The sequence below is a fragment of the Alkalitalea saponilacus genome (assembly GCF_900168165.1).
GTDB lineage: Bacteria > Bacteroidota > Bacteroidia > Bacteroidales > Marinilabiliaceae > Natronoflexus > Natronoflexus saponilacus.
In genome coordinates this window covers 158,443-182,460 of the sequence record NZ_FUYV01000004.1, presented here as the reverse complement: position 1 = coordinate 182,460, position 24,018 = coordinate 158,443, and the positions used below count along the sequence as shown (strand labels likewise).

15 protein-coding genes are annotated in these 24,018 nt (G+C 40.2%); 4 read left to right on the top strand and 11 right to left on the bottom strand.

Annotated elements, in window-relative coordinates; genetic code table 11:
* Positions 1 to 46 precede the first annotated feature (46 nt).
* A complete protein-coding gene (gene gyrA, locus B5X70_RS05175; protein WP_079556819.1) occupies positions 47 to 2,572 on the bottom strand; it encodes a DNA gyrase subunit A in 2,526 nt (841 codons plus the stop codon).
* Positions 2,573 to 2,904: 332 nt separating this feature from the next.
* Between gyrA and B5X70_RS05170 the strand changes: the two genes are divergently transcribed.
* Entirely contained in the window at positions 2,905 to 5,463 is a 2,559-nt protein-coding gene (locus tag B5X70_RS05170; RefSeq protein WP_079556818.1) for an ATP-dependent Clp protease ATP-binding subunit, read from the top strand.
* Positions 5,464 to 5,534: 71 nt separating this feature from the next.
* On the opposite strand, the gene B5X70_RS05165 is transcribed toward B5X70_RS05170, so the two are convergent.
* From B5X70_RS05165 to B5X70_RS05155, 3 genes are all read right to left on the bottom strand, one after another.
* Entirely contained in the window at positions 5,535 to 6,173 is a 639-nt protein-coding gene (locus B5X70_RS05165) for a tetratricopeptide repeat protein (RefSeq protein ID WP_079556817.1), read from the bottom strand.
* A 135-nt stretch (positions 6,174 to 6,308) separates the two neighbouring features.
* Positions 6,309 to 7,613, bottom strand: coding sequence for a threonine synthase (gene thrC, locus B5X70_RS05160; protein ID WP_079556816.1), 1,305 nt, complete (start codon positions 7,611 to 7,613; stop codon positions 6,309 to 6,311).
* A gap of 9 nt (positions 7,614 to 7,622) precedes the next feature.
* On the bottom strand, positions 7,623 to 8,828 hold the full coding sequence (locus B5X70_RS05155) for a cofactor-independent phosphoglycerate mutase (RefSeq protein WP_079556815.1): 1,206 nt from the start codon (positions 8,826 to 8,828) through the stop codon (positions 7,623 to 7,625).
* A 365-nt stretch (positions 8,829 to 9,193) separates the two neighbouring features.
* Between B5X70_RS05155 and B5X70_RS05150 the strand changes: the two genes are divergently transcribed.
* Entirely contained in the window at positions 9,194 to 12,463 is a 3,270-nt protein-coding gene (locus B5X70_RS05150) for a UvrD-helicase domain-containing protein (protein WP_079556814.1), read from the top strand.
* Here the strand turns inward: B5X70_RS05150 and B5X70_RS05145 are convergent.
* The 4 genes from B5X70_RS05145 to pyrB form a co-directional block, all read right to left on the bottom strand.
* The gene (locus B5X70_RS05145; protein ID WP_079556813.1) at positions 12,460 to 13,089 is read right to left on the bottom strand and encodes a flavin reductase family protein; all 630 of its coding nucleotides are present in this window, start codon (positions 13,087 to 13,089) and stop codon (positions 12,460 to 12,462) included. The genes B5X70_RS05150 and B5X70_RS05145 overlap by 4 nt on opposite strands.
* A 2-nt stretch (positions 13,090 to 13,091) precedes the next feature.
* The gene (gene pyrI / locus B5X70_RS05140) at positions 13,092 to 13,550 is read right to left on the bottom strand and encodes an aspartate carbamoyltransferase regulatory subunit (RefSeq protein WP_079556812.1); all 459 of its coding nucleotides are present in this window, start codon (positions 13,548 to 13,550) and stop codon (positions 13,092 to 13,094) included.
* A gap of 337 nt (positions 13,551 to 13,887) precedes the next feature.
* Positions 13,888 to 14,496, bottom strand: a complete 609-nt coding sequence (locus B5X70_RS05135) for a transposase (protein WP_079556811.1) — start codon at positions 14,494 to 14,496, stop codon at positions 13,888 to 13,890.
* Positions 14,497 to 14,693: 197 nt separating this feature from the next.
* Positions 14,694 to 15,599, bottom strand: a complete 906-nt coding sequence (gene pyrB, locus B5X70_RS05130; protein ID WP_079556810.1) for an aspartate carbamoyltransferase — start codon at positions 15,597 to 15,599, stop codon at positions 14,694 to 14,696.
* Between the two features lie 353 nt (positions 15,600 to 15,952).
* Here pyrB and B5X70_RS05120 point away from each other — a divergent pair, with 353 nt between their 5' ends.
* On the top strand, positions 15,953 to 17,254 hold the full coding sequence (locus tag B5X70_RS05120; protein WP_079556808.1) for a M18 family aminopeptidase: 1,302 nt from the start codon (positions 15,953 to 15,955) through the stop codon (positions 17,252 to 17,254).
* Here B5X70_RS05120 and B5X70_RS05115 read toward each other — a convergent pair.
* The gene (locus B5X70_RS05115; protein ID WP_079556807.1) at positions 17,249 to 19,240 is read right to left on the bottom strand and encodes a glucosamine-6-phosphate deaminase; all 1,992 of its coding nucleotides are present in this window, start codon (positions 19,238 to 19,240) and stop codon (positions 17,249 to 17,251) included. The two genes, B5X70_RS05120 and B5X70_RS05115, sit on opposite strands and share 6 nt — an antisense overlap.
* A 460-nt stretch (positions 19,241 to 19,700) precedes the next feature.
* Entirely contained in the window at positions 19,701 to 22,400 is a 2,700-nt protein-coding gene (locus B5X70_RS05110) for a serine hydrolase domain-containing protein (protein ID WP_079556806.1), read from the bottom strand.
* Positions 22,401 to 22,707: 307 nt separating this feature from the next.
* On the opposite strand from B5X70_RS05110, the gene B5X70_RS05105 reads away from it, so the two are divergent.
* On the top strand, positions 22,708 to 23,109 hold the full coding sequence (locus B5X70_RS05105; RefSeq protein WP_079556805.1) for a response regulator: 402 nt from the start codon (positions 22,708 to 22,710) through the stop codon (positions 23,107 to 23,109).
* 69 nt (positions 23,110 to 23,178) lie between these two features.
* Here the strand turns inward: B5X70_RS05105 and B5X70_RS05100 are convergent, their stop codons facing one another.
* Complete coding sequence (locus B5X70_RS05100; RefSeq protein ID WP_079556804.1) at positions 23,179 to 23,988, bottom strand: glycoside hydrolase family 16 protein; 810 nt, start codon at positions 23,986 to 23,988, stop codon at positions 23,179 to 23,181.
* Positions 23,989 to 24,018 lie beyond the last annotated feature (30 nt).

The following is a 24,018-nucleotide window of genomic DNA, read 5'->3' as shown; positions in this document are numbered from 1 at the left end:
TTTGTTGTTGCAATCAAAATTATAACAAATAATTCGAAAAAATCAATTATTCCGGAGCATTATCGTCTTCATTAATCTCCGTTTCGGGATTTACAGTTCCTGTTTCAAGTATGCTAACCTCAATCTGTTCAGCAAGCACCTTGGTTACAGAAGCAATTTCATCCTGCTTCTTTGTAAGATTAATAAACCTCACACCTTGAGTGGCTCTACCGGTTATGCGCACATTCGAAACTGAAACCCTGATAGTGATTCCTGATTTATTAATAATCATCAGGTCATTATCGTCGCTCACACTTTTAATGGTAATAAGATCTCCGGTTTTATCGGTGATTCTCATGGTTTTAACACCTTTCCCTCCCCTATTGGTTACCCGATAATCTTCAATTTTGGAACGTTTTCCAAAACCTTTTTCAGACATAACAAGGATATCCTCATCCATATTCTTCACACAAACCATGCCAACCACCTCGTCGTTGGCAGAGGCAAGGGTTATACCCTTGACGCCCTGACCAGTACGACCGATACAACGAACCGCAGATTCGTTAAATCGGATAGCTCTTCCTGATCGAGTTGCCATTAAAACTTCATTTCGGCCATTGGTTAAACGAGCCTGAATCAATTCATCATCCTCTTTAATAGTAATCGCATTGACACCATTTTGGCGAGGTCTTGAATAATCAGCCAGTAAGGATTTCTTGATCACACCCTTTTTGGTACCCATCACAATATAATGTGATTTGGTAAACTCAACATCCTCATTTAATCTTTTAACCCTGATAAAAGCTTTCACCGTATCGTCAGGATCAATGTTAAGTAGGTTTTGTATAGCGCGGCCTTTAGTATTTTTAAGGCCTTCAGGAATTTCATAAACCTTTAACCAGAAACACTTTCCTTTTTTCGTGAAAAACATCAGGGTATTGTGCATAGATGCCGGATAAATGTGCTCTATAAAATCCTCATCCCGCATGGTTGTTCCTTTTGAACCAACACCTCCCCGGTGTTGAGTTTTAAACTCACTCAAAGGAGTTCGCTTAATATATCCCATATGCGAAATGGTGATAATCATTTCATCATCGGCATAAAAATCTTCAGGGTTAAATTCTTCAGATGAATAAACAATATCTGTACGTCGTTCATCTTTATATTTCCCTTTGATTTCAAGCAGTTCATTCCTAATAATTTCCATCCTTAAATGCACATGCTCCAGAATATTCTTTAAACTCGCAATTTCTTTCAGAAGATCTTCATATTCCTGACGAAGCTTATCCTGCTCAAGACCTGTTAGTTGTCTCAATCGCATCTCAACAATTGCACGAGCCTGTATTTCTGTCAACTCAAAGCGATTAATCAGGTCTTCCCTAGCCTGATCAGGAGTTTGTGCTGCTCTGATAATTTTAATAACCTCATCAATGTTATCGCTGGCAATGATTAGCCCTTCAAGAATGTGGGCACGTTTTTCTGCCTGATCCAGTTCAAACTGGGTTCTACGGGTAACAACATCGTGACGATGCTCCACAAAACAACTGATGATCTCTTTTAAATTAAGTAGTCTGGGACGTCCTTTAACAAGGGCAATGTTATTAATACCAAAGGAAGATTGCAGCGCGGTATATTTGTACAGATGATTCAGAACCACGTTTGCGATTGCATCTTTCTTAAGATCGATAACAATGCGCATTCCGTCACGGTCTGACTCATCATTTACATTTGAAATGCCATCTATTTTTTTATCGTTTACCAGATCGGCAATTTTCATGATCAGTTCTGCCTTATTAACCAAATAAGGAATCTCCGAGATAATGATTTTTTCTCTGCCATTGGGTGTGGTTTCCACATCAGATTTTGCTCTTATAACAACCCTGCCGCGACCTGTGGCATAACCATCTTTGACACCTTGATAACCGTAAATGGTTCCACCGGTTGGAAAGTCCGGGGCTTTAATAATTTCAACCAAACGGTCGATCTCAACTTCCGGATCGTCCACGTATGCCACAATTGCATCTATGGTATCAGACAAATTATGTGGTGCCATATTGGTGGCCATCCCCACAGCAATACCCGAAGCTCCATTCACAAGAAGCAATGGAGCCCGGGTGGGTAAGACCGTAGGCTCCTTTAAGGAGTCATCAAAATTCAGCTGAAAATCAACCGTATTTTTATCAATATCCATTAAAGCCTCTTCAGAAAGCTTGTTCAGACGAGCTTCAGTATAACGCATGGCTGCCGGACTATCACCATCCACAGAACCAAAGTTACCTTGTCCGTCAACCAATGGATATCGCATCGACCAGGTTTGTGCCATACGAACCATGGCATAATAAACCGATGAATCACCATGCGGGTGGTATTTACCCAACACTTCACCCACAATACGAGCTGATTTCTTATACGGTTTTCCGGCATTAACACCCAGTTCATTCATTCCGAACAGAACCCTGCGGTGTACCGGTTTAAGGCCATCCCTTACGTCGGGAAGTGCCCTGGAAACAATTACCGACATCGAATAATCGATGTAAGCCGACTTCATTTCCTCTTCAATGTTAATCTTTATTATTCTATCTCCTTCAATCATTTAAATCTATCTTTAGATGAGTCTGGAACACAAAAAAAGGTCTGTCTATAAGACCTTTTTTTCACCGCTCTAAATTAAACATTATTCATGGAATAAGAAAATATGTAGCCTCGCTTTTTATTAACATTGAATCAACGTGTGATATTTGCATAAAATATACTATTTTTGAGAATTAATTACAGGTAAAAAAAATACTCAGAACTGAAGAAAACGGGGATTTTTTTCTGATTAAGAAAAACCTACCCCGAAACCTAAACCGAAACCGGTTTCGTGATCAGGCATCAGACAAGCCTTTTTCACCAAACCATAATTAAGAATTGAGAGAGTAAGCTATGGATTTGAATTATTCATCACGTGTGCGGGACGTAATTACTTCCAGCAAAGAAGAAGCATTAAGATTGGGCAATCTGTTTATTGCTCCGGAACATTTATTACTGGGAATTTTGTTACAACCGGAGGGAAAAGCATGTAGATTACTGGAAAGGCTTAAAGTAGATTTTAGTCAACTACGAGAAACCATAGAAAACAAAATAAAAGGGAATAAGCCATTGAACAAAATGGAGCATTTACCCCTTTTAAAGTCAACAGAGCAAATTTTAAAATTGGTGCACCTAGAAGCAAGATCTTTGAAAAGTGAAAAAATCACAACCTTGCACCTTTTGTTGGCTCTATTAAGAGATTCTAACGGTACAATTTCTGAAATCATGGAAGAATACAACGTAAAATATAACCAATTAAAACATCAACTGACTAGAGGTAGCGCAAACATGCGTTCTCAAATGCCGGATGATGACGATCATGATAATCCTTTTGGGTCAGGAGGAGGCAATCCTGAAGGGTCTAAACCAACCGGAGCCAAAACGGCCAGTGAAACGCCTGTACTGGATAATTTCGGCATTGATATTACCAAGGCTGCAGAAGAAGGACGATTGGATCCCATCGTTGGCCGTGAGAGGGAAATCGAACGACTGGCACAAATATTAAGCCGTCGAAAAAAGAATAACCCCATACTAATTGGGGAACCCGGAGTTGGAAAATCAGCCATTGCTGAAGGATTAGCTCTTCGAATTGTAGAGAGAAAGGTTTCCAGAGTGCTCTTTGATAAACGAGTGGTTACACTGGATCTTGCATCCATCGTTGCAGGGACAAAGTATCGCGGACAATTTGAAGAACGTATTAAGGCCATCCTTAATGAATTGTCGAAAAATCCCGGAATCATACTCTTTATTGACGAAATTCACACCATTGTAGGAGCAGGAGGTGCTACAGGCTCTCTGGATGCAGCCAACATGCTCAAGCCTGCCTTGGCTCGTGGTGAGATTCAATGCATTGGAGCGACCACATTAGATGAGTATCGTCAGCACATTGAAAAAGACGGAGCTCTTGAGCGTCGTTTTCAAAAAATCATGATTGAGCCCACCAGTGTTGAGGAGACTTTTGAAATCCTCAATAATATCAAACCTAAATATGAAGATCATCATAACGTTGAGTATACGCCTGAGGCCATTGATGCTTGTGTAAAACTGACCGAAAGGTACATATCTGACCGCCATCTGCCTGATAAAGCCATTGATGCTCTGGATGAGGCAGGTTCGAGGGTGCATATTTCAAACATTGTGGTTCCTGAAACCATTCTTAAGCTGGAAAACCAAATAGAAGAGACCAAAGAGAACAAAATCAAAGCTGTAAAAGCTCAAAATTTTGAATTGGCTGCGAGTTTCCGGGATAAGGAGAAGACTCTGCTTGATGAGCTTGAGCAATCAAAGGTCAAATGGGAAGAAGAGCTTCAAAAGCATAGAGAAGTTGTTGACGCTGAGAAAGTTGCCGAAGTTGTTGCCATGATGACCGGAATTCCTGTACAAAGAGTGGCACAGGCAGAAGGTTTCCGTTTGCTGAAAATGGGAGAACAGCTCAAAGGTAAAGTTATAGGACAGGAAGAGGCCATTCAAAAGATTGTAAAGGCCATTCAACGCAACAGAGCTGGATTAAAGGATCCAAACCGGCCTATTGGTTCATTTGTATTTTTAGGGCCGACAGGGGTTGGAAAAACACATTTGGCTAAAATTCTTGCCCAATATCTTTTTGACACCACCGATTCACTCATTCGCATCGACATGAGTGAATATATGGAGAAATTCAGTGTGTCGCGCTTGGTTGGAGCACCTCCGGGATACATTGGTTATGAAGAGGGTGGACAATTGACTGAGAAAGTACGCAGAAGACCATATTCAGTGGTCCTTCTGGATGAAATTGAGAAAGCTCACCCCGATGTATTTCACCTGATGCTTCAGGTTTTGGACGAAGGACGCCTGACCGATAGCCTGGGACGCAGGGTTGATTTCAAAAACACCATCATCATCATGACATCCAACATAGGAACGCGTGAACTTAAAGATTTTGGGAGGGGTGTCGGGTTTGTCCCATCCGGAGCAAAAAGCGATAATGAATTTGCCAAAGGGGTAATTGAAAAAGCACTAAAAAAAGCCTTCGCACCTGAGTTCCTCAACAGGATTGACGATGTAATTATCTTTAACAACCTAACGGAGGCAGACATTTACAGTATCATCGATATCGAATTAAAAGGTCTTTTTTCAAGGGTAGAAAGTTTGGGATACAAACTTCAACTAACCGACAAAGCAAAGAATTTTATTGCATCTAAAGGATTTGATATTCAATATGGTGCACGTCCGTTAAAACGAGCCATTCAGAAATATCTTGAAGATGAAATGGCCGAGGTTATCATTCAGGCTTCCATATCGGAAGGAGATGCCATAGAGGTTGATTTTGATGATAAAGAAGAAAAAATCACTACTAAAATTGTGGCATTAGAGGGTGATAAAGATGCAACAAAGAAAGCAGCCAGCAAGCATGGCAAAGAGTCTAATAATTAATTATTAAAACAGCACAAAAAAAGAGGACATCCATTGGATGTCCTCTTTTTTTGTGCTTAATATACCCTGAATTAGTTAAGACGAGTATTGATCTCTCTCAATGATGCCTGAGCATTTGAATTGTCTGGATCAATTTCAATTACTTTCTCAAACCAAGGTTTGGCTTTTTCAAACTCAACATTTGCACGAGCAGTAATTTCATCGAATTCAGATGGATCTGCATCCTGAGCCGTTGCAAGTATTTGCGATGCCCTGTTGTATGGCTCGGCTCCCTGACGCAAATAGTAATTGGTTAAAAGGCGACGCATATGTCCAAAAACAGAACTAGAGCGAAAATCTACAAGTGCCTGAAGCAACACCTCTTCCATTTCATCATGACGCTCCAGATTGTTTAGCGCTGTTGCTACATAAAAAGTTGAGAAGTCTGCACGGTACCCAAGATCAACAGACTTTTGATAATATTCAAGAGCCTTTTCGTGGTTATCAGAGCGGCGTGCGCAAGTTGCCATGTTAAAAATCATTGCTGAATTTACCTCCTCATCTTCAGGCCATACTGCTAAAGCGGCTTCATACAACTCAAGAGCTTCTGCGAAATTATTCTCTCTTAGTGCATCATTTCCCTGATTCTGTAATTCAATGTGCGAAGTTCCATCCTGCGCAAAAACAACCAGTGAAAAAAACATCAATCCTACAACTGCTAAATACTTCATAATCCTTCGTTTTTATTGTTTCTTTTATATTAAGTTCAAAATTGCCTGATTTTTTAGGATGCGTAAAAATAACATTTTTTTAAAAATCAGAAAAAACATTTTTAAATATTAAAATTATAAAAAATCATTCAATGATCATGCCATTTTTTCTATCCTACTCCTAAATTCCTTGTAAAAAGCCGGCATAATATCCTTTCCAACATTCTTTCCAATCTCAAAATCAATACTGTAACCTGATTTATTCAATTCTCCGGGTAAAATTTGATCTATCACCTCGTTGAACTTAAAAGGATGAGCTGTTGAAACAAAAACTGCTGTTTCATCATCTTTTCGCTCCTTTTTAACCACGGCATAAGCCGAAGCGGTATGCGGATCCATTAAATACCCTTTGCTTTTGTACACTTCCACAATGGTTGATTTTATCTCATCATCTGAAACCGGTGAGGAAATAAGGTTTTTTCGAAGGTCATCAATATCATTGCGGAAAAGATCGAACATACGGCTAAAATTACTCGGATCACCTACATCCATTGCATTTGCAACGGTTGGAATGGTGGCCTGTGGATCGTACTTGCCTGATTTCAGAAAGCGAGGGACTACATCATTGGCATTGGTAGCTGCTATGAACCGCTTAACCGGCAATCCCATTCTGGTAGCCAACATGGCTGCTGTAATATTTCCGAAATTACCACTGGGAACTGTTATCACCGGAGCATCTTCAATTCCCATGCGACGTAGCTGAGAAATTACCTGAAAATAATAAACCGATTGCGGAACCAACCTGCCAATATTTATGGAGTTGGCCGAGGTCATGTAAATCTGCTCCCGCAAAACCTGGTCGTTAAATGCCTCCTTAACAAGTCGCTGGCAATCGTCGAAACTGCCATCCACAGCAATGGCGTGAACATTGTCACCTGGTCCGGTAATCTGATACTCCTGGTATGGGCTTACCTTTCCGTATGGATATAGAACCACTACTTCAACACCAGGTACACGGTGAAAACCGTGTGCCACAGCACCTCCGGTATCACCTGAGGTGGCAGTTAACACCATTAATTTTCTGCTTTCCCCCTTATTAAAATGCCCCAACAATCTTGACAAACATCTGGCGCCAACATCCTTAAAAGCCTGAGTGGGCCCGTGAAACAGTTCCAAAACATAAACCCCCTCCTCCACTTTTTTCAATGGAATATCAAATGAAAAAGTCTCTTTGGTAATCTGTTTTAATACATCGTCGCTTAAATCCTCGCTCATGAATTGCGACAAAACATGAAAACCCATTTCCGGTAAATCCATGTGTGGCAATTCTTTAAAAAAAGAAGCATCCAACGTAGGAATCGATTCCGGCATAAAAAGATTGCCATCAGGCGCCAAACCTCTAAACAATACCTCTTTAAGGTTATATTTCTCCTGGCGGTTGCCTAAACTTATATATTTCATTTGAATGACCTATTTAAAAAACATATCTAAAATATTCTCACCTAAAATCTCACCTAGACTGCCATTTTTAACCGTTTCTTCGTTAAAGGAATCAACAGAGTCAGCATCTAAACCGGGTTTTATCATAAAAAACGGAACAGGCTCCATTGTATGTGTACGCAAATTACAAGGCGTTGGATGGTCGGGTAACAACAGAAAGGTGAAAGGTTCACCCATTTTATTCAAGCCATCCCAAAGGGGTTTAAGCAATCTGCTGTCAAAATCTTCAATGACCCGCTTTTTTAGTTGGTAATCGCCTTCATGACCGGCTTCGTCCATGGCCTCCACATGCAAAAACACAAACGGATGTTTTTGAAGAGCATCCAAGGCTCCTGCAGCCTTCCCTTCGTAATTGGTATCATGTAAACCAGTGGCACCTTCCACAAATACAGATTCCAATCCTGCCAGCTTTCCAATTCCATGTATTAAATCCACGGCAGATATAACTGCTCCAGAATCCATGCCAAACCGCTCCTTAAAAGAAGGAAATGCCGGTCTGTATCCAGGCGACCATGGCCAGATGGAATCAGCACATTTTTTTCCGTCAGCACGTCGTTTCACATTTACCGGATGGTTGGCCAAAATTTTTAATGATTTATCCATGAGTTCCGACAACAACTTAGCGGTATCGTCGGCGTCTGGTGATTCTGCCGTTGGAAAGAGCGGATGGGCAGGTTTCCCGGGATGGTCGTGAGGCGGTGTGCACTTCACATTTTTATTGGCTCCCTTAATAACCAGAATATGACGGTAACTTGTACCTGTGTAAAATTTTATTTTTTCACTTCCCAACTCACTATTCAGGGTCTGAATTATTTCGTCAGCTTCAGCTGTTGAGATATGCCCGGCCGAATGATTGATGAGAATATTCTCCTCCACAGAAACAAGGTTGCATCTGAAGACCAGTTCATCAGGCTCAGATTCAATTCCCAGTGCAGCAGCTTCCAACACTCCCCTACCCTCAAAATATTTTGAAGGCTGGTAACCGAGAATATTCATATTGGCAATTTCGCTTCCGGGGTGAAATCCCTGAGGTACAGTATGAACCAAGCCGGTGGCAGCTTGCTTGCACATGGCATCCATAACCGGCTTATGTGCGGCCATGGCGGGGGTTAATCCATTAAATGCTTCAATTGGTTCATCGGCCATTCCATCGGCCAAAACTACGATATATTTCATTATTGAATCTTATGCGATGAATTTCAAAACAGTGAGGCCAAGTTCATTTTAACTCTTACACCACAAGTGTTTTGAACGAAACACAAAACTACTATTTTATTGCCATATATAAAAGACCATAGAGCGTAGACCCGATAGTTTTTGGATAGAAATTTGGACTTTTAAAGGCTTTCAATACTGTCTGGAAAATTTCCAGGCAGGATGCTATACTACTTCCTAATTGTAGTGTCCCTAAAGGACACGGAAAAATGAGACTTATTTTTTCGCTACCGATATTCTGCACCTAACTGCACAGTCCCGTTAGAGACTAAACCTTTGAGATATCTCCGTTTTTTATTAGTTTTAGAAACCGAAATAAGAAATGCATGTCCAAAATACAGGTTTACCGTGCTTCAGCAGGTTCAGGAAAAACATACACTCTCACCAAAGAGTATTTAAAACTGCTGTTTAAAAATCCCGGCGACTACCGCCAGATACTGGCTGTTACTTTTACCAACAAAGCCACGACCGAAATGCGTTCGCGAATCTTGTCCACCCTGTATGATATTGCAAGCCACTCAGGTAAAAGGCACGAATATATGAGCGACCTTGAAGAAGCAAGCAGTTTACCTGAAAATGAAGTGCGCCGCCTTGCATTGAAACTTCTTCGCCAACTGCTGCACGACTATGCCAATTTTTCGGTAAGCACCATCGATAGTTTTTTCCAGAAAGTAACACGCTCCTTTGCACGCGAGATGGGACTTCCGGTAGGTTTCAGGCTGGAAATGGAAACCGAACGCATTTTACAAATGGCAGTTGACCAGCTGATTCTTGAAATGGACTCACCACAGCACAAGGAGCTAAAATCGTGGTTGATTCAGTTTGCACGTGAACGGATGGAAGAAGATAAAGGCTGGAACATTTCAAACGAAATACTGACCATCAGCAAAGAGATTTTCTCAGAAAAGTATCAGGCCAATGCGTTGGCGTTGGCCAAGCATATAAACAACAAGGAATTTCTGAATACCTATAAAAAAGCATTGGAAGAGATTGTCAATAATCTGGACTCTCAAATCCAAACCATTGGCAAAAAAGCGCTGGAAATCATAAAACAACACAACCTAGACATCAATAACGATTTTAAAGGAAAATCCAGAACCAAGGTAAAGTGTTTTGAAAAGATGGCCAATCTGAGTGGCCATCTGGAGGTGGAAAAATACATCGTTTTACTTTCCGGCAGTGAAGAGTGGACAAAAAACGAAAAACAGGAAAATCGCAATCTGGATGTACTGGCAGCTTATAATGGAGGATTGCTTGAATTGGTTACACAGGCGGTAGAAATCATCTCAAAAAATGTAAGAGATTATCACACAGCAAAACTTATACTACCCAACCTCAATGCCTTGGGCATGCTCAATGATGTGAACAACAAATTGATGGAATTGTGCCGGGAAGAGAACATTTTTCTTATTTCCGGAACCAACCACCTCTTAACCCGCATCATTGAAAACAACGAGACCCCGTTTATTTACGAAAAAACCGGAACCCGTTACATTCATTACATGATTGATGAGTTTCAGGACACCTCTTCGTTGCAGTACGCAAATTTTTTACCGCTTATTAGAGATTCCCTGGCATCAGAAAAAACATCCCTACTGGTTGGTGATGTAAAACAGGCCATTTACCGATGGCGCAATTCCGACTGGAATTTGCTGGCCGAGCATGTGGAGCGAGATTTTGATAGTTATGGCATGAATGCCATAACACTCGACACCAACTGGCGAAGCGATGAAGAGATAATTAAATTCAACAACGCCTTTTTCAGTTCTGCTGCTGAATCCATTCAGCAGCAATTCAACAGCATGATACCCGACGATTTGGCTCAGGGTGAAATATTTCAGCATCTGTCCGAAAAAATAACAAAAGCCTACAGCGACATCAAACAGAACACCTCTAAATCGGCTGTGAACAGTGGTGGACGACTCCATTTTGAACTGATTGAAGGCGAAAAAAAAGAAGATTTCCAACAGGCAGCCATTGAGCAAAGCATAAAACACATTCACACCCTTTGTGAAGAGTTTAAACTATCGGAAATATCGGTACTAGTAAGAAACAACAACGAAGCCGTTTTGATTACCGATGCACTTTTATCGGGTCACTTCCACCCCGAATCAAAACCATTGCCGGTCATCAGCAACGAATCACTGGTGATTGCCAATTCAGAGCTTATCCGGCTTATAATCGCGCATCTGGAGCTTATTCAAAACCCCGAAAACCTTCAAACGGAATCGTTCATACTTCAATATTTATATAAAAACAGCTATCTGAAGCCTGAACAGATTGAATTTGATACCACGGAGGCATTTCATCAATTTTCGTTAGGAAAATTGTGGCAATCGCACAAAGAAAAAATAACCGATATTCAAAAAAAGCCGCTTTATGAGCTTACAGAAGCCATTATTCAGCTTCTGCCTGAGGAGTTGGTAAAACAACACTCTGTTTACGTGGAAGCATTTCAGAGCCTTTTACTGAGTCATATAAATCAGGAGTCGGCCGATTTAAATCGGTTTTTACAGTTTTGGTACAACAAAGGGTGTAAACATTCACTCTCAATTCCTGAAAATCAGGAAGCCATTCGTGTTATGACCATCCACAAATCAAAAGGCCTTGAATTTAAAGCGGTGGTAGTACCATTTGCCTCGTGGGAATTAAATACCCTGCGACATGGGAATTTGCTATGGTTTAAACCAAACAAAGAACCTTTCAACGCCATACCGCTGGTTCCGGTTAAAGGGGTAAAATTGTTGGGAGATTCGTGGTTTGCGGCCGACTATTTACAGGAAGTCCTGAACCAGTATGTTGACAACCTCAACATCACTTACGTGGCATTTACACGTGCCCGACGCAGTTTATCGGTTTTTGCACATCTCAACCAAACCGATTACAAGAGCATCAGCACCATTGGACAATTAATTCATAGCCAGATTGCAACCGGGTTGTATAATCAGGTTTTTGAAAATGGAGAAACGGAAAATGACCGGCTCTTTTCTTTAAACCGGGCCAATAACAGTGAGCGAAACCAATCGGTAAAGAAGGAGACAAAAATAAGGGAAGAAGAAACGCTTAATCTGAGTGGATTTATCCACATTTCACCTGGAAATAGACTAAAAATTCACTTGGAAAGTGAGAACTATTTTACCGAAGATGGCGAAAATCTTCAGGTGAATTATGGTAAAGTGATGCATAGTTTGTTTGAGCTTATTTCAACCACAAACGATGTTGAAAAAGCCTTTAAAACGTTACGTTTTAAAGGAATCATTACTGAGGCTGAGTCTGAAAACTTAAAAAAGCAGGTGGAAAAATGGCTTCTTCATCCCAAAGTAAAACATTGGTTTGATGGCACATATCAGGTTAAAAACGAAGCCGCCATTTTATCCGGGACAATAAAACGTCCCGACCGGGTGATGATAAAGGACGACGAAGTGATTGTTGTGGATTACAAATTTGGGCAAGGAAAACATCCATCCCATCAAAAACAGGTTCAGGATTATATTTTACTTGTTAAAGAGATGGGATATTCGAAAGTAAAAGGATATATCTGGTATCCCCATTTAAACGAAATAAATGAAACCGACCAACAGGGAAGGCTGTTTTAAACAGCCTCTTCCCCACCCTTTCTGTTTTTCATTTGTTTTTCGTGACGCTTACGTCTTGTTTTCTTTTTCTCTACCGAAAACCCAAATTTCCCGAGTTTTTTTCCCAATCCGAAATAGTTGCCATGCGAATAAGCAATCGGACGTGCTTTCTTAAGTGAGAAGGCACCAGTTTCTGAATCCAGATACTTATCTTCGACCTTGACATTCACCACTTCAGCCAAAAACATATGATGAGTTCCCAGCGGCAAAATTTCAGTCACTTTACACTCAATATTAACGGGCGATTCCTCAATAATCGGAGCATTTACCACCGAAGCTTTCCCGGGGGTGAGGTTCATGCTGTCAAACTTTTGGTGATGCCTGCCGGAGCGTACACCGCACCAATCGGTAGCGTAAGCCAGGTCTCGCGTTGTCAGATTGATAACAAACTCCCTGGTTCGGGCTAAAATGTCGTACGAATGTCTACCGGGACGAACCGAGATATAGCACATCGGCGGGTCAGAACATATGGTTCCTGTCCACGCAATGGTGATGATATTGAATTCTTCCGGGGTTTCGCCAAGCGAAACCATGACAGCCGGAAGCGGATAGAGCATATTTCCGGGTTTCCAATCAACTTTTGGCATAATTAATTCATTTTCAACTCGTCCCTGGTGGTATTTTTTTCACAATAATGGCATTTAAGAGCCAGGTCGGTTTTGTCCATCACCTTAAAGTGCGTTTTAATGACTTCATTATTGGTAATACATTTGGGATTAAAGCATTTCACAATCCCGACTACTTCATCGGGTATTTCCACATCACGTTTTTCCACCACTTCGTAATCTCTTATGATGTTGAGTTTTACGTGTGGAGCAACCAATGAAATCTTATTGATTTCATTGTCCTCAAAAAACTTACCTTCGACCTTAATGATGGCTTTTTTACCTAATTTATCGCTGTCGAGATTGGTTCCGAAAGTTATCAGATTAGTGATTTGGTCGAGGCCAAGGATGTTAATGACATCAAATAGAGATTCGGCCGGTATATGGTCTATTACAGTGCCATTTTCAATGGCACTTACCTGGAGTTGTTTTTGCTTTGACATGACTCACTGTTTTAACTGTTGGTCAATTGTTTATGTTAAAGTAATGATTTTTATAATTAATAGAAATTTTGAAACAATATAATGAAAACAATAAATTAAACATCAATGGTTCTTTCATCATCTCCCCCAACGTTTGTAATTAGGCACAATTAGAGCTGCGTAATTGTCAACGTTTGGCGGCTTGATGACGGGCAGTCTATAGAAAACGCACTTCCGTTTGTTCAAATAATTTATAGATGTTTTTTACCTTATCATATTTGTTTCAAGTTCAGACATGCGATTTTTTTGTACATCTCCAATCCATGAATATTTATCATGATTTCATTAATTATTGCGCCTATTTTAATGAATCGTTGTCCCAATTTGCAGGATTGGTTATAATATAATTCGAAATATTCATGTACGATTGTTCATTGCGAATAATGTGTTCATGGTAATTACGTTGCCATAATTTTCCCATGGTATCATTATTTTTTTTAAATAATTTCAAACATCCATTTGCCACCAACGATTTGTATGCCCCCACAATGTCGGATACCGTAGGGACAACCCTTGCGGTTGCCCTAATATGAATTGCCATATTTTCCATGGCATTCTGGGCAGGGGTAACGTGGTTATTCTGGGCAGGGGTGACGTGGTTATTCTGGGCAGGGGTGAACCCTGCCCCTACGGGAAATTCATTCAAAACAATAATACCATGGATATGGTTGGGCATAATTTGAAACACATCCAATTCGAAACTGGGAAATCGTTGGGGCAATTTTGCCCATTCATTATATGCCACCAATCCCAATTCATTTAAATACATTTTACCGGTTTCTATATGGCCAAACCTGCAAATCCTATCCTGACAACAAATGGTTATAAAATACAATCCTGCCTGCGAATAATCATATCCTTTCAGGCGAATACTGCGGCGATGATGCTTTGGCGGATTATAGGTCATATTTTTTCGTTCTATTATTATTTTGGCAGCCCATCACGGATTGCACGTCATCTGGGTAGTCCCAAGGAATTTTGGGCTCCTTTCGCATCAACTAGAGTAGCCTCAAGAGCTATGCTTACTCATATTGCTATCACCATACACAACTCTCTATTATCGCAATCTCCTGATTGTCCAAAACAATCTAAACCTCTAATCATCTACTTTATTCCCATAATGGCAGAAATAATTGCCATCCGTGTATACACCCCATTTTCGGCCTGTTGAAAATAGTAAGCCTTCTCACTGCTGTCAACATCGGTGTGAATTTCGTTTACACGCGGAAGGGGGTGCAACACCTTCATATTTTCTTTGGTTTTCTCAAGCATGGCATTACGCAACACATAAGCATTCTTAACACGTTCGTACTCCATGGGGTCTGAAAAACGCTCCTTTTGAACACGGGTCATATAAAGAATATCAGCCTGCTCAAGATTGTTCATCTCCTTTTGCTCGTAAAACTCGATTCCGCGTTCGCGCAGAAAAGCCTTGTATTCGCAAGGCATTTCAAGCTCCTTTGGTGCCACGAAATGAAAAACAGGATTAAAATGCGACAATGCCATCAAAAGAGAGTGAACCGTACGGCCATACTTTAAATCTCCAACCATGAATACAGTCAGATTTTCCAGTGTTCCCTGCGTTTTTTGAATTGAATATAAATCCAAAAGCGTTTGGGTGGGATGTTGATTGGCACCATCACCGGCATTAATGATTGGCACCCGCGATTGTTCCGAAGCATAACGTGCACTTCCTTCAAGAGGATGACGCATGACAATTAAATCGGCATAATTGCTGACCATTTTTATGGTATCCTTAAGCGTTTCTCCTTTGGTGGTGGATGATGACGATGAGTCGGTAAAACCAATAACCCGGGCACCCAAACGGTTTATAGCCGTTTCAAAACTCAGCCTGGTTCGGGTGGATGGTTCAAAAAAGAGACTGGCAACCACCTTTTCTTTTAATTCCGGCTGATTGGGATTGGCTTCATAAAATGCAGCCAATTCCAGAATCCGAAGTATTTCGTCTCTGGTGTAATCACTGATGGAGACTAAGCTTTTGTTCTTCATGAAAGATTACTTAATGAGGTTGACGATTGGGAAACATCAAAAAAATACCCAATCGAAACGATTGGGTAAATATCGTGAATAATGAATTTAGTAATAAATATAGGAAAATAATGTAGAAAAACACCCTCGTTATTCATTAAGGTGCTCTGTAAAAAGTGAACTTTTCCGATGTTTTTTTCTGATTGCATATCAAAAAACAAATTTAATAAAAAATCGAGAGATTGGCATTAAACTTAGGTACTGATTTTTCTTTCTTTTTCAAAAAAAAAGAAAGAAAGCGTCCCAATCAATCATCTATCATTGAAAAATCGAGGCATTAATGCTATTTTTGGATAAAATAAAGAGAAATTATTATGGACAGAGCGCATAAATTGGCCAATGAACTGATTGATTTTATTTATGATGGAGCCAGTCCTTTCCACGTTGTGGAAAGCATGGCCATGCAACTAGACCAGGCTGGATTTGAATTTCTGGATTCAACCGCCGAATGGGAACTTAAAAAAGGAGGAAAATACTATATAACTCCCAATGGTTCATCGTTGTTTGCATTTGTTGCCGGCACCGGAAACCCGGCAGAGACGGGCTTCAGAATTGTATCTGCACACAGCGATTCACCAACTTTCAGGATAAAGCCTACACCCGAAATGGGTGTTGACAACTATTATATAAAACTGAACACAGAGGTTTACGGAGGCCCCATTTTAATGAGCTGGCTGGACAGGCCACTCTCTATAGCAGGGCGCGTCAGCTTAAAAAGTGATTCCTCCTTATGGCCCGAAAATCGTCTTGTTAATTTTAACAGGCCATTGGTTATCATTCCCTCGGTTGCCATCCATCTTAATCGTTCGGTTAACGATGGTGTTGCCATAAACAAGCAAAAGGAGATGCTTCCGCTTTTGGGAATTTTACCTGATAATGATGCGAAAGAAGGATTGCTAACCAGGTTAATTGCTCAGGAATTAGGTATTGACTCTGGGGAGATACTCGATTTTGACCTTACGCTGAATGAGTACAATAAAGGATGCATTATGGGAATGCACAACGAGTTTATATCCAGTCCGAAACTCGATAACCTGGCCATGACACATGCCGGTTTTAAAGCATTTTTAAACAGTAAGCCATCGGAGGCAACTCAAATGCTATGCATTTTCGATAACGAAGAAGTAGGGAGTTTGACCAAACAAGGTGCCGGCTCACCGGTGTTTCGCCACCTGTTTGAAAGAATTATGCATCAATTTGGGAAGAGCAAAGAGGATTTTTATCGCGCTGTTTACAAATCCTTTATGATATCGGCCGATATGGCTCACAGCATTCACCCCAACTACGAAGAAAAGCATGACCCGGTTTTGCACCCATTAATGAATAAAGGTCCGGTCATAAAAATCACAGCCAACCAGAAATACACCAGCGACGGTGACAGCATTGCTGTATTTGAGTCCATATGCCAGAAAGCGGGAGTTCCTTGCCAGAAATTCCTGAATCGGTCAGATATGGCTGGAGGATCCACTTTAGGAAATGTCTCCACCGGGCAGTTGGATATCAGGTCGGTGGATATTGGCAACGCCATGTTGGGAATGCATTCAGTGAGGGAATTGGCCGGAGTTACGGATCATGAATACCTGATCAGAGTCATGCAAACCTTCTACGAGTTATAAAAACTCGTAGCGGACAAATGCCTCAATGGCCTCATACTCTGCCATGCCAAGCTGATCATAGATTTTGGCCGTGCCACGGTTTCGCTCCTCGGCACGTTGCCAAAACTCCCGGTTATCGCTTCCAAGAAACATGGCACCATCTTTCTGAGACTGGTGTTTAAATATTGCCGTGCGCTTACGCATAAGTTCATCCGGACTGATTGGAACAGCCATTTCGACCTGATGAATATCCCATTCGTGCCAGGCTCCACGATAGAGCCAGACCCAGCAATCCTTCATCCAGCTTTCATGCTTAAGTTCATCTATGGCCTCAAAAATAGCATCCAGACAAACCCGGTGAGTTCCATGTGGATCGGACAAATCGCCGGCTGCATATATTTGATGGGGTTTAATTTTCTCAATGAGATCAGAAATAATTTTTATATCTGTTTTTCCAATCGGGTTCTTTTCAACCTCTCCGGTTTCATAGAAAGGCAGGTTCAGAAAATGAACATTCGCTGATTTAACATTAGCATACCTACAGGCATCTCTGGCCTCTCCCACCCTTATCAAACTTTTAATTTTCCTTATTTCATAAAGATCTGTCGCATCATTGCGCTTATTCTTAATAAAATTATCGGTCTTTTCTTTCAGATGATCAATTTTAGCAATTGACTCTGCACTACACCCCATTTGGATCTGTAAATCACGAACAAATTCCAGATATCGGAGAGCATCCGAATCACTAACCGCAATATTTCCGGAAACTTGGTAGGCCACATGAACATCATGTCCATGATCCACCAATCGGAGCATGGTTCCTCCCATTGAAATAACATCATCATCGGGGTGTGGACTAAAAATTATAACCCTTTTGGGAAACGGCTCCCTTCTTTCCGGGCGTTTACTGTCATCAGAATTTGGTTTTCCCCCTGGCCAGCCAGTGATGGTATGCTGCAAATCATTAAACACCTTTATATTTATTGAATATGAACCGCCTTTTTCTGTGATCAGATCACCCATCCCATTATCACTATAATCACGGTCTGTTAATTTCAAAATAGGCTTTTCAAGTTTTTGGCATAACCAAACAACAGCCTTTCGGATGAGCCGGTCGTTCCACTCTACGGCATCAATCAACCATGGTGTTTTGATTCGTGTGAGCTCGGCTCCCGCAGCCATATCTAACACAATCCTGGCATCCTTATGTTGTTGAAGAAATGAAGCGGGCAGTTCTTCAGAAAATTTATTTTCCACCGCACTTGCAATTACAGAAGATTTTGCTTCACCCCATGCCAACAGCCTAATTTTCTTGGCACTAAGAATTGTTTTAATTCCAAGGGTCATTGCTTTGGCTGGAACATTATCCTTCCCTCTAAAGAATGAACCCAAAGAGGTTCGTGTTGTGTCATCAAGAGATACCAATCTCGTTAAGGAGTTCAATGCAGAGCCCGGTTCGTTAAAACCAATATGTCCGGTTGATCCGATGCCCAAAAGTTGATAATCAATGCCACCAAAACTTGTAATTTTCTCTTCAATCTCTTGACAATAACGATGGATACCTTCCTGGCTTTGTTCTCCATTGAGCAAAAACAATTGTTCTTTAGGCAGATCTATGTGTCTAATAAATTTCTCATTAATATTGCGCGAGAAGCTTTGAATTGCATTTGCATTAATTGGGAAAAACTCCATGACACCAAACACAATGACATCTTTAAATGACAGGTTCTCCTGAAGGTGCATTCGAATTAACCCGGTATATACTTCTGCAGGTGCAGACCCTACAGTTAGGCATAATACACACTTTCTCCCTTTGCTATTAACATCTTTAATGGTATCTGCAATTTCAGCTGCAACTATGTTGCTCCCCTGATTTGAAGAATCATAAACATCGGTCGGAATTTTCTCATTTTTTGTGATAAGAGCCTTAAAGTAAGGATCGTTTTTGGCAACTTCGTTTTTGAATTTGCCGGGATTTGAAATCTTTTTATCAAATGCCTCTACCATGATCAGAATGATGATTTACAAATGAAACGCCCATGAGTGAGCAACTCACAACAAGAGCACGAAAATAACAGCTCATGGAAGTTCCATTCGGCCAATTAATTAACTAAATTATTTTCGGATGAAATACAATCAGTATAACTTAAATAGCATCCACGAATAACTAAAGATATTAATTATTGAGAAATCCAAACGTAGTTGAGCAGAATTAATTCAGAAACAGGATAATGGTTGGACATCTAAAACTCTACAGTTCAGCAAAAAGAAGCATCTCATGTCTCGAAAGGACTGTACCATTAGGCACAGTAAATCAGTCGCCCAACTTTATGCCCCTTAAGGACTCCATAATTGACCTGCAAATTCCACTCAAAAACAAGATTTAGAATGTCATTTATATGGCAAAAGCATCAAGAAAGAGAATGATCAAAGATTCGGAATCAATCATCTCATCCATTAATTGAGATTACTCTTCCAATATGGATTCGTATATAATATCCTGCAATTTGGTTCGAATATTTTCCTGAATCAATAAGCGATTATATTGATTTGGGTGTATTCTATTAGAAAGAAAAACATATACAAGGTTATACTCTGGATCAGCCCATGCAATGGTTCCTGAAAATCCTGAATGACCAAATGATTGGGGAGATGCCAGTTTACCCGCGGGACTCACTTTATCAGGATCGGGTTCGGGTTTATCAAAACCCAAACCTCTTCGACTGTTCTGGTTTTGTCTGGCACTAAAAAACTTTATGGTTTCACTATTCAGATAACGTCTGTAACCATAAACTCCATTATTTAAGTACATCTGCATCATTTTGCCCAGATCATTGGCATTTCCAAAAAGACCGGCATGTCCTGCAACTCCACCCATGAGAGCCGCTGCCTGATCATGTACATACCCCCTAAGCAATTGTCTGCGAAATGCAACATCGTTTTCAGTTGGAACAACATTTTCCACAGCCATTATTTTCCAAGGGTTATATGTTAATGATGATGCTCCCATCGGACCGTAGAAGTTCTTTGAAACATATTGATCCAGTGAATGTCCTGTCAGGTTTTCCGTAATTCTTTGCAGCAACAAGAAATTCAAATCACTGTATCGGTATGAGTTTGAGTTCAGACGCGCTAAAAGCGTCTGATTATATATGGAATCGGTGTAAGTTCCATCCAGGTACAAATCACGAGCCACAGGTATTGAGAATCGCAGATCTGATACACTTCTGTACAAATCATCTCTGAGAACAGCAGTTCTATTCATCCATAAACGCTCATCAACTTGAAACGGATGCGTTGCAGAACGTCGACGGCTATATAAATCACCAATTAACTTGGTGCGGTCAAGGGTAGAAATATGAAATGGGATAAATGCAGGCAAACCAGACTCATGCAATAAAAGCTGCCTCATTGTTATTGCTCTTTTATCTGTTGTATCTGATTCGGGCAAATAACTCTTTAGCGAGTCAGCCAATCGCCAACGGCCCTCATCGTACAATTTCATCAGAGCAGGTAAAGTTGCTGACATTTTTGTTATAGATGCAAGATCATATAAATCGGTATTTAAAACAGGTTGGAAGTTCTCATAAGTATGAAATCCATAACTTTTATGCCAGGCTACAACACCATTTCTGATAATTAATAATTGGGCGCCGGGCGTGGCTTTTTGTCTGATGGCATCATGAATTAATTTGTCGGTTTTAGATAACATTTCCTTATTTAATCCGGCTTCCAAAGGAGTACCATACTTTAAGCGACTGGCTTCAATTTCTCTTTGCAACTCCAAAAGATCGGCATTAAAATAATAAGATGCATCTTTTTTAATGGTTGCTATCCCACCAAAAGCAACCTGCGCCAATGAACTCCAAGAATAAGGAATATTAGCCGGAGATGCGATCAACGCATCCAGATGGCGGGGAAGTCGGGTAAATGGAATTTCATCCAGATCCCCTGCATAAACCATTACAACCTTGGTTCCGTTGTATGTTCTTTTCAAATGTGAAATAAACCCATTTACATCCACTTTCACATCCTCGAAAGAATCAATTAACCAGAAAATCAAATCGTAATTAACATCATCAGCCAGATCCAACGGGGAGACAACATGATTTTGTGCCATGGCACGAAAATATTCGGCGTTTCCTTTTGTGTTGTCGTAAAATCCGACTCTGATATTTAACTCCTGTATGGGGAAAGGAGACCGGTGCTGCCATTGAAACAACATTATTGCGTTTTCATATGCATGACGCAGCATGAGTTCCTCCTCTTCAACTGAGAAATCTAACTGATGAGTAACCAGTTTATTAATGGCATCATATTTAAATGCAAGGACAATTCGGCAAATTTTACTTAAAAGAGATTCTGGTAGCCAACGATCCTTAAATGCAGCTAAAAGACGCATATAGTCAAGCTCATAATCATCAGTAAGCAAAAGCATTCCGTCATTCAGTACCTGTTCAATGGCAATTTCGGTAACAGGTTCCTTGCGCCAGTTACCGGAAGACATAACCGGAGTTTTATGAGCAGTATCCTTAAACGAAATATCAGGCAAACGGGAAGGTATTAAACTAATGACCTGGCGGGGCATCTGAAATAACCTGATTCCCGGCTTCCCTCCTGTTTCATTTCCATGACTAACTGGCATCCATAAGATATCCCGTGAACTGTAGTTTTCATATCCAATTACCTCACCATCCATCCATAATGGAGAGTATTTCCCTGAGGCAACAAAAACAGGTTTTCCTTTTGGGTACAGTTTATTAGCAAGCAGGTTTTTCAATTGCATCTGATGCTCTTGTCCCATTAAGATCATGCTTTTCTCATCGGGAAAAGAGATGGTATGGTCGTTTTGACTTGATATATTTTTAAGCTCTGGAACAATGAAAGTACTTAGAGCGAAACCGGGTTTCTGTATACCAGATGTGGAATAATCTGTGTTGCCAATAATAAATCCAGGTTGGGGAATTTGTTTCTTAAAATCTGCTACAAATTCACTTTGATTAGAAACTAGAATTTGAGCAACCTTTAACTCCAAATCAAGTGTATGATAAATTGAATCTGCCCATTGCCGGGCATTTGAAGAAAAATTTTCATATCCGGGTATGGAAACATTTCCCAGAACCGACAAACCCAAAAGCCAAAAACTCAATACACTCAATCCCTTCATACAAACCTGCTGGAATTATATTAAAAAATCACCACACCAATGCAGCTTGAAATAATTGTTTTGATTACTGCTTTCGATACACAACTCAACTCTACATAATTTTTTAACCAATCAAACTGTGAAATGCCAAATTCTACGTATATTTAAACAGTATGTTTTACTTATGGCAAAATATATTCCGTTTTTTATCAAAAAACAAAAGAGAACGATATATTTGTATAAATATTTGCATTCCTATAGATTTTTTAAAATAAAATCATATTTTTGAAGTTATCTCTATAGTTTGCTTAATGATTAACCTTATATTATGTCAGACAACCTAAGCAATGCACTCAATCAGAACTGGGAGGATAAAAATATTCTCGTGGTTGAAGATGTAGACACCAACAAGATCTTCTTTGATGCAGCCTTAAGGCGTACCAAAGCAAAAATTTTATGGGCAAAAGATGGTCAGGAGGCCATTGATATGTTCAAAGATAACCACATAGATCTTGTTTTAATGGATCTGCAACTTCCTGTTATGGATGGCTATACTGCCACAAGAGAAATTAAAAAGATTAATCCGGATGTTCCCATTATTGCGCAAACGGCTCATGTTATGTCCGGAGAAAGAGAAAAATGTCTGGAAGCTGGTTGTAACGACTATCTGGCTAAACCCATAAGATTACAAATACTCATCGATACTTTGTCGAAGTATTTGAATGCATGATTTTAAGAATAAATGAATTAAAAAAAGAGAGCAATTAAATAGTTGCTCTCTTTTTTTTACTCTTAGAGTTTAACTCCTTCGGTAAACTCTTACATAATCCACCAACAAAGTTACCGGAAAGATCGAGTCATCGACGCCTTGCTGGCCCCCCCAGTTTCCTCCAACTGCCACATTAAGCAACAAATGAAATTTTTGATCAAAAGGCCACTCAGCAGCCCCCTTTCCGCTGTTATAAAAAGTGAAAACCAACTCATCATCAATAAAAAAGTCGATCTTTTCTGAGCACCATTCAATTGCGTACAAATGAAATTCATGTTCGTTTTGAGGGAGGTAAACAGAAGCACCCTTCTGTGTATTTATCATGTGATTAAACATCTCAGTATGAACAGTAACAAATACTGAATCAGGAATATAACCAACATGCTCAACAATATCAATTTCACCGCTATTTGGCCAATTTCCATATTTCCATTCGGTTGGTAACATCCAGATTGCCGGCCATATACCTCTTCCTCCAGGTAGTTTGGCACGAACCTCTACCCGTCCGTATTTCCAATCGCCCTTATTAAGTGTATTTAAACGGGCTGATGTATAATCAAAACCATTAATCCGTTCCTTTTGAGCCCTAATATGCAGAAAACCTCCTTCTACCCAAACATTTTCCGGATTGGCATAAGTATAATATTGAAGTTCTTTATTACCCCAACCATAAGCATTTCCAATTGTATCATAGTTCCATTTTAATGGATTTGGCAAGCCATGGTAATTAAACTCATCACTCCACACCAGTTTCCAGTCGGATGAAATCTTGGTACAGCTCATAAACAGAACAAAGGGCAATACCCAAATGAACAACGAATAGAGTTTCATTTTCTTCATTTCGCATTTATTCGAAAAACAATGACGATC

Bases quoted from the DNA above. Each gene is read 5' to 3' on its own strand.
- gyrA (WP_079556819.1), bottom strand. From the start codon at position 2,572: ATGATTGAAGGAGATAGAATAATAAAGATTAACATTGAAGAGGAAATG.
- B5X70_RS05170 (WP_079556818.1), top strand. From the start codon at position 2,905: ATGGATTTGAATTATTCATCACGTGTGCGGGACGTAATTACTTCCAGC.
- B5X70_RS05165 (WP_079556817.1), bottom strand. From the start codon at position 6,173: ATGAAGTATTTAGCAGTTGTAGGATTGATGTTTTTTTCACTGGTTGTT.
- thrC (WP_079556816.1), bottom strand. From the start codon at position 7,613: ATGAAATATATAAGTTTAGGCAACCGCCAGGAGAAATATAACCTTAAA.
- B5X70_RS05155 (WP_079556815.1), bottom strand. From the start codon at position 8,828: ATGAAATATATCGTAGTTTTGGCCGATGGAATGGCCGATGAACCAATT.
- B5X70_RS05150 (WP_079556814.1), top strand. From the start codon at position 9,194: ATGTCCAAAATACAGGTTTACCGTGCTTCAGCAGGTTCAGGAAAAACA.
- B5X70_RS05145 (WP_079556813.1), bottom strand. From the start codon at position 13,089: ATGCCAAAAGTTGATTGGAAACCCGGAAATATGCTCTATCCGCTTCCG.
- pyrI (WP_079556812.1), bottom strand. From the start codon at position 13,550: ATGTCAAAGCAAAAACAACTCCAGGTAAGTGCCATTGAAAATGGCACT.
- B5X70_RS05135 (WP_079556811.1), bottom strand. From the start codon at position 14,496: ATGACCTATAATCCGCCAAAGCATCATCGCCGCAGTATTCGCCTGAAA.
- pyrB (WP_079556810.1), bottom strand. From the start codon at position 15,599: ATGAAGAACAAAAGCTTAGTCTCCATCAGTGATTACACCAGAGACGAA.
- B5X70_RS05120 (WP_079556808.1), top strand. From the start codon at position 15,953: ATGGACAGAGCGCATAAATTGGCCAATGAACTGATTGATTTTATTTAT.
- B5X70_RS05115 (WP_079556807.1), bottom strand. From the start codon at position 19,240: ATGGTAGAGGCATTTGATAAAAAGATTTCAAATCCCGGCAAATTCAAA.
- B5X70_RS05110 (WP_079556806.1), bottom strand. From the start codon at position 22,400: ATGAAGGGATTGAGTGTATTGAGTTTTTGGCTTTTGGGTTTGTCGGTT.
- B5X70_RS05105 (WP_079556805.1), top strand. From the start codon at position 22,708: ATGTCAGACAACCTAAGCAATGCACTCAATCAGAACTGGGAGGATAAA.
- B5X70_RS05100 (WP_079556804.1), bottom strand. From the start codon at position 23,988: ATGAAGAAAATGAAACTCTATTCGTTGTTCATTTGGGTATTGCCCTTT.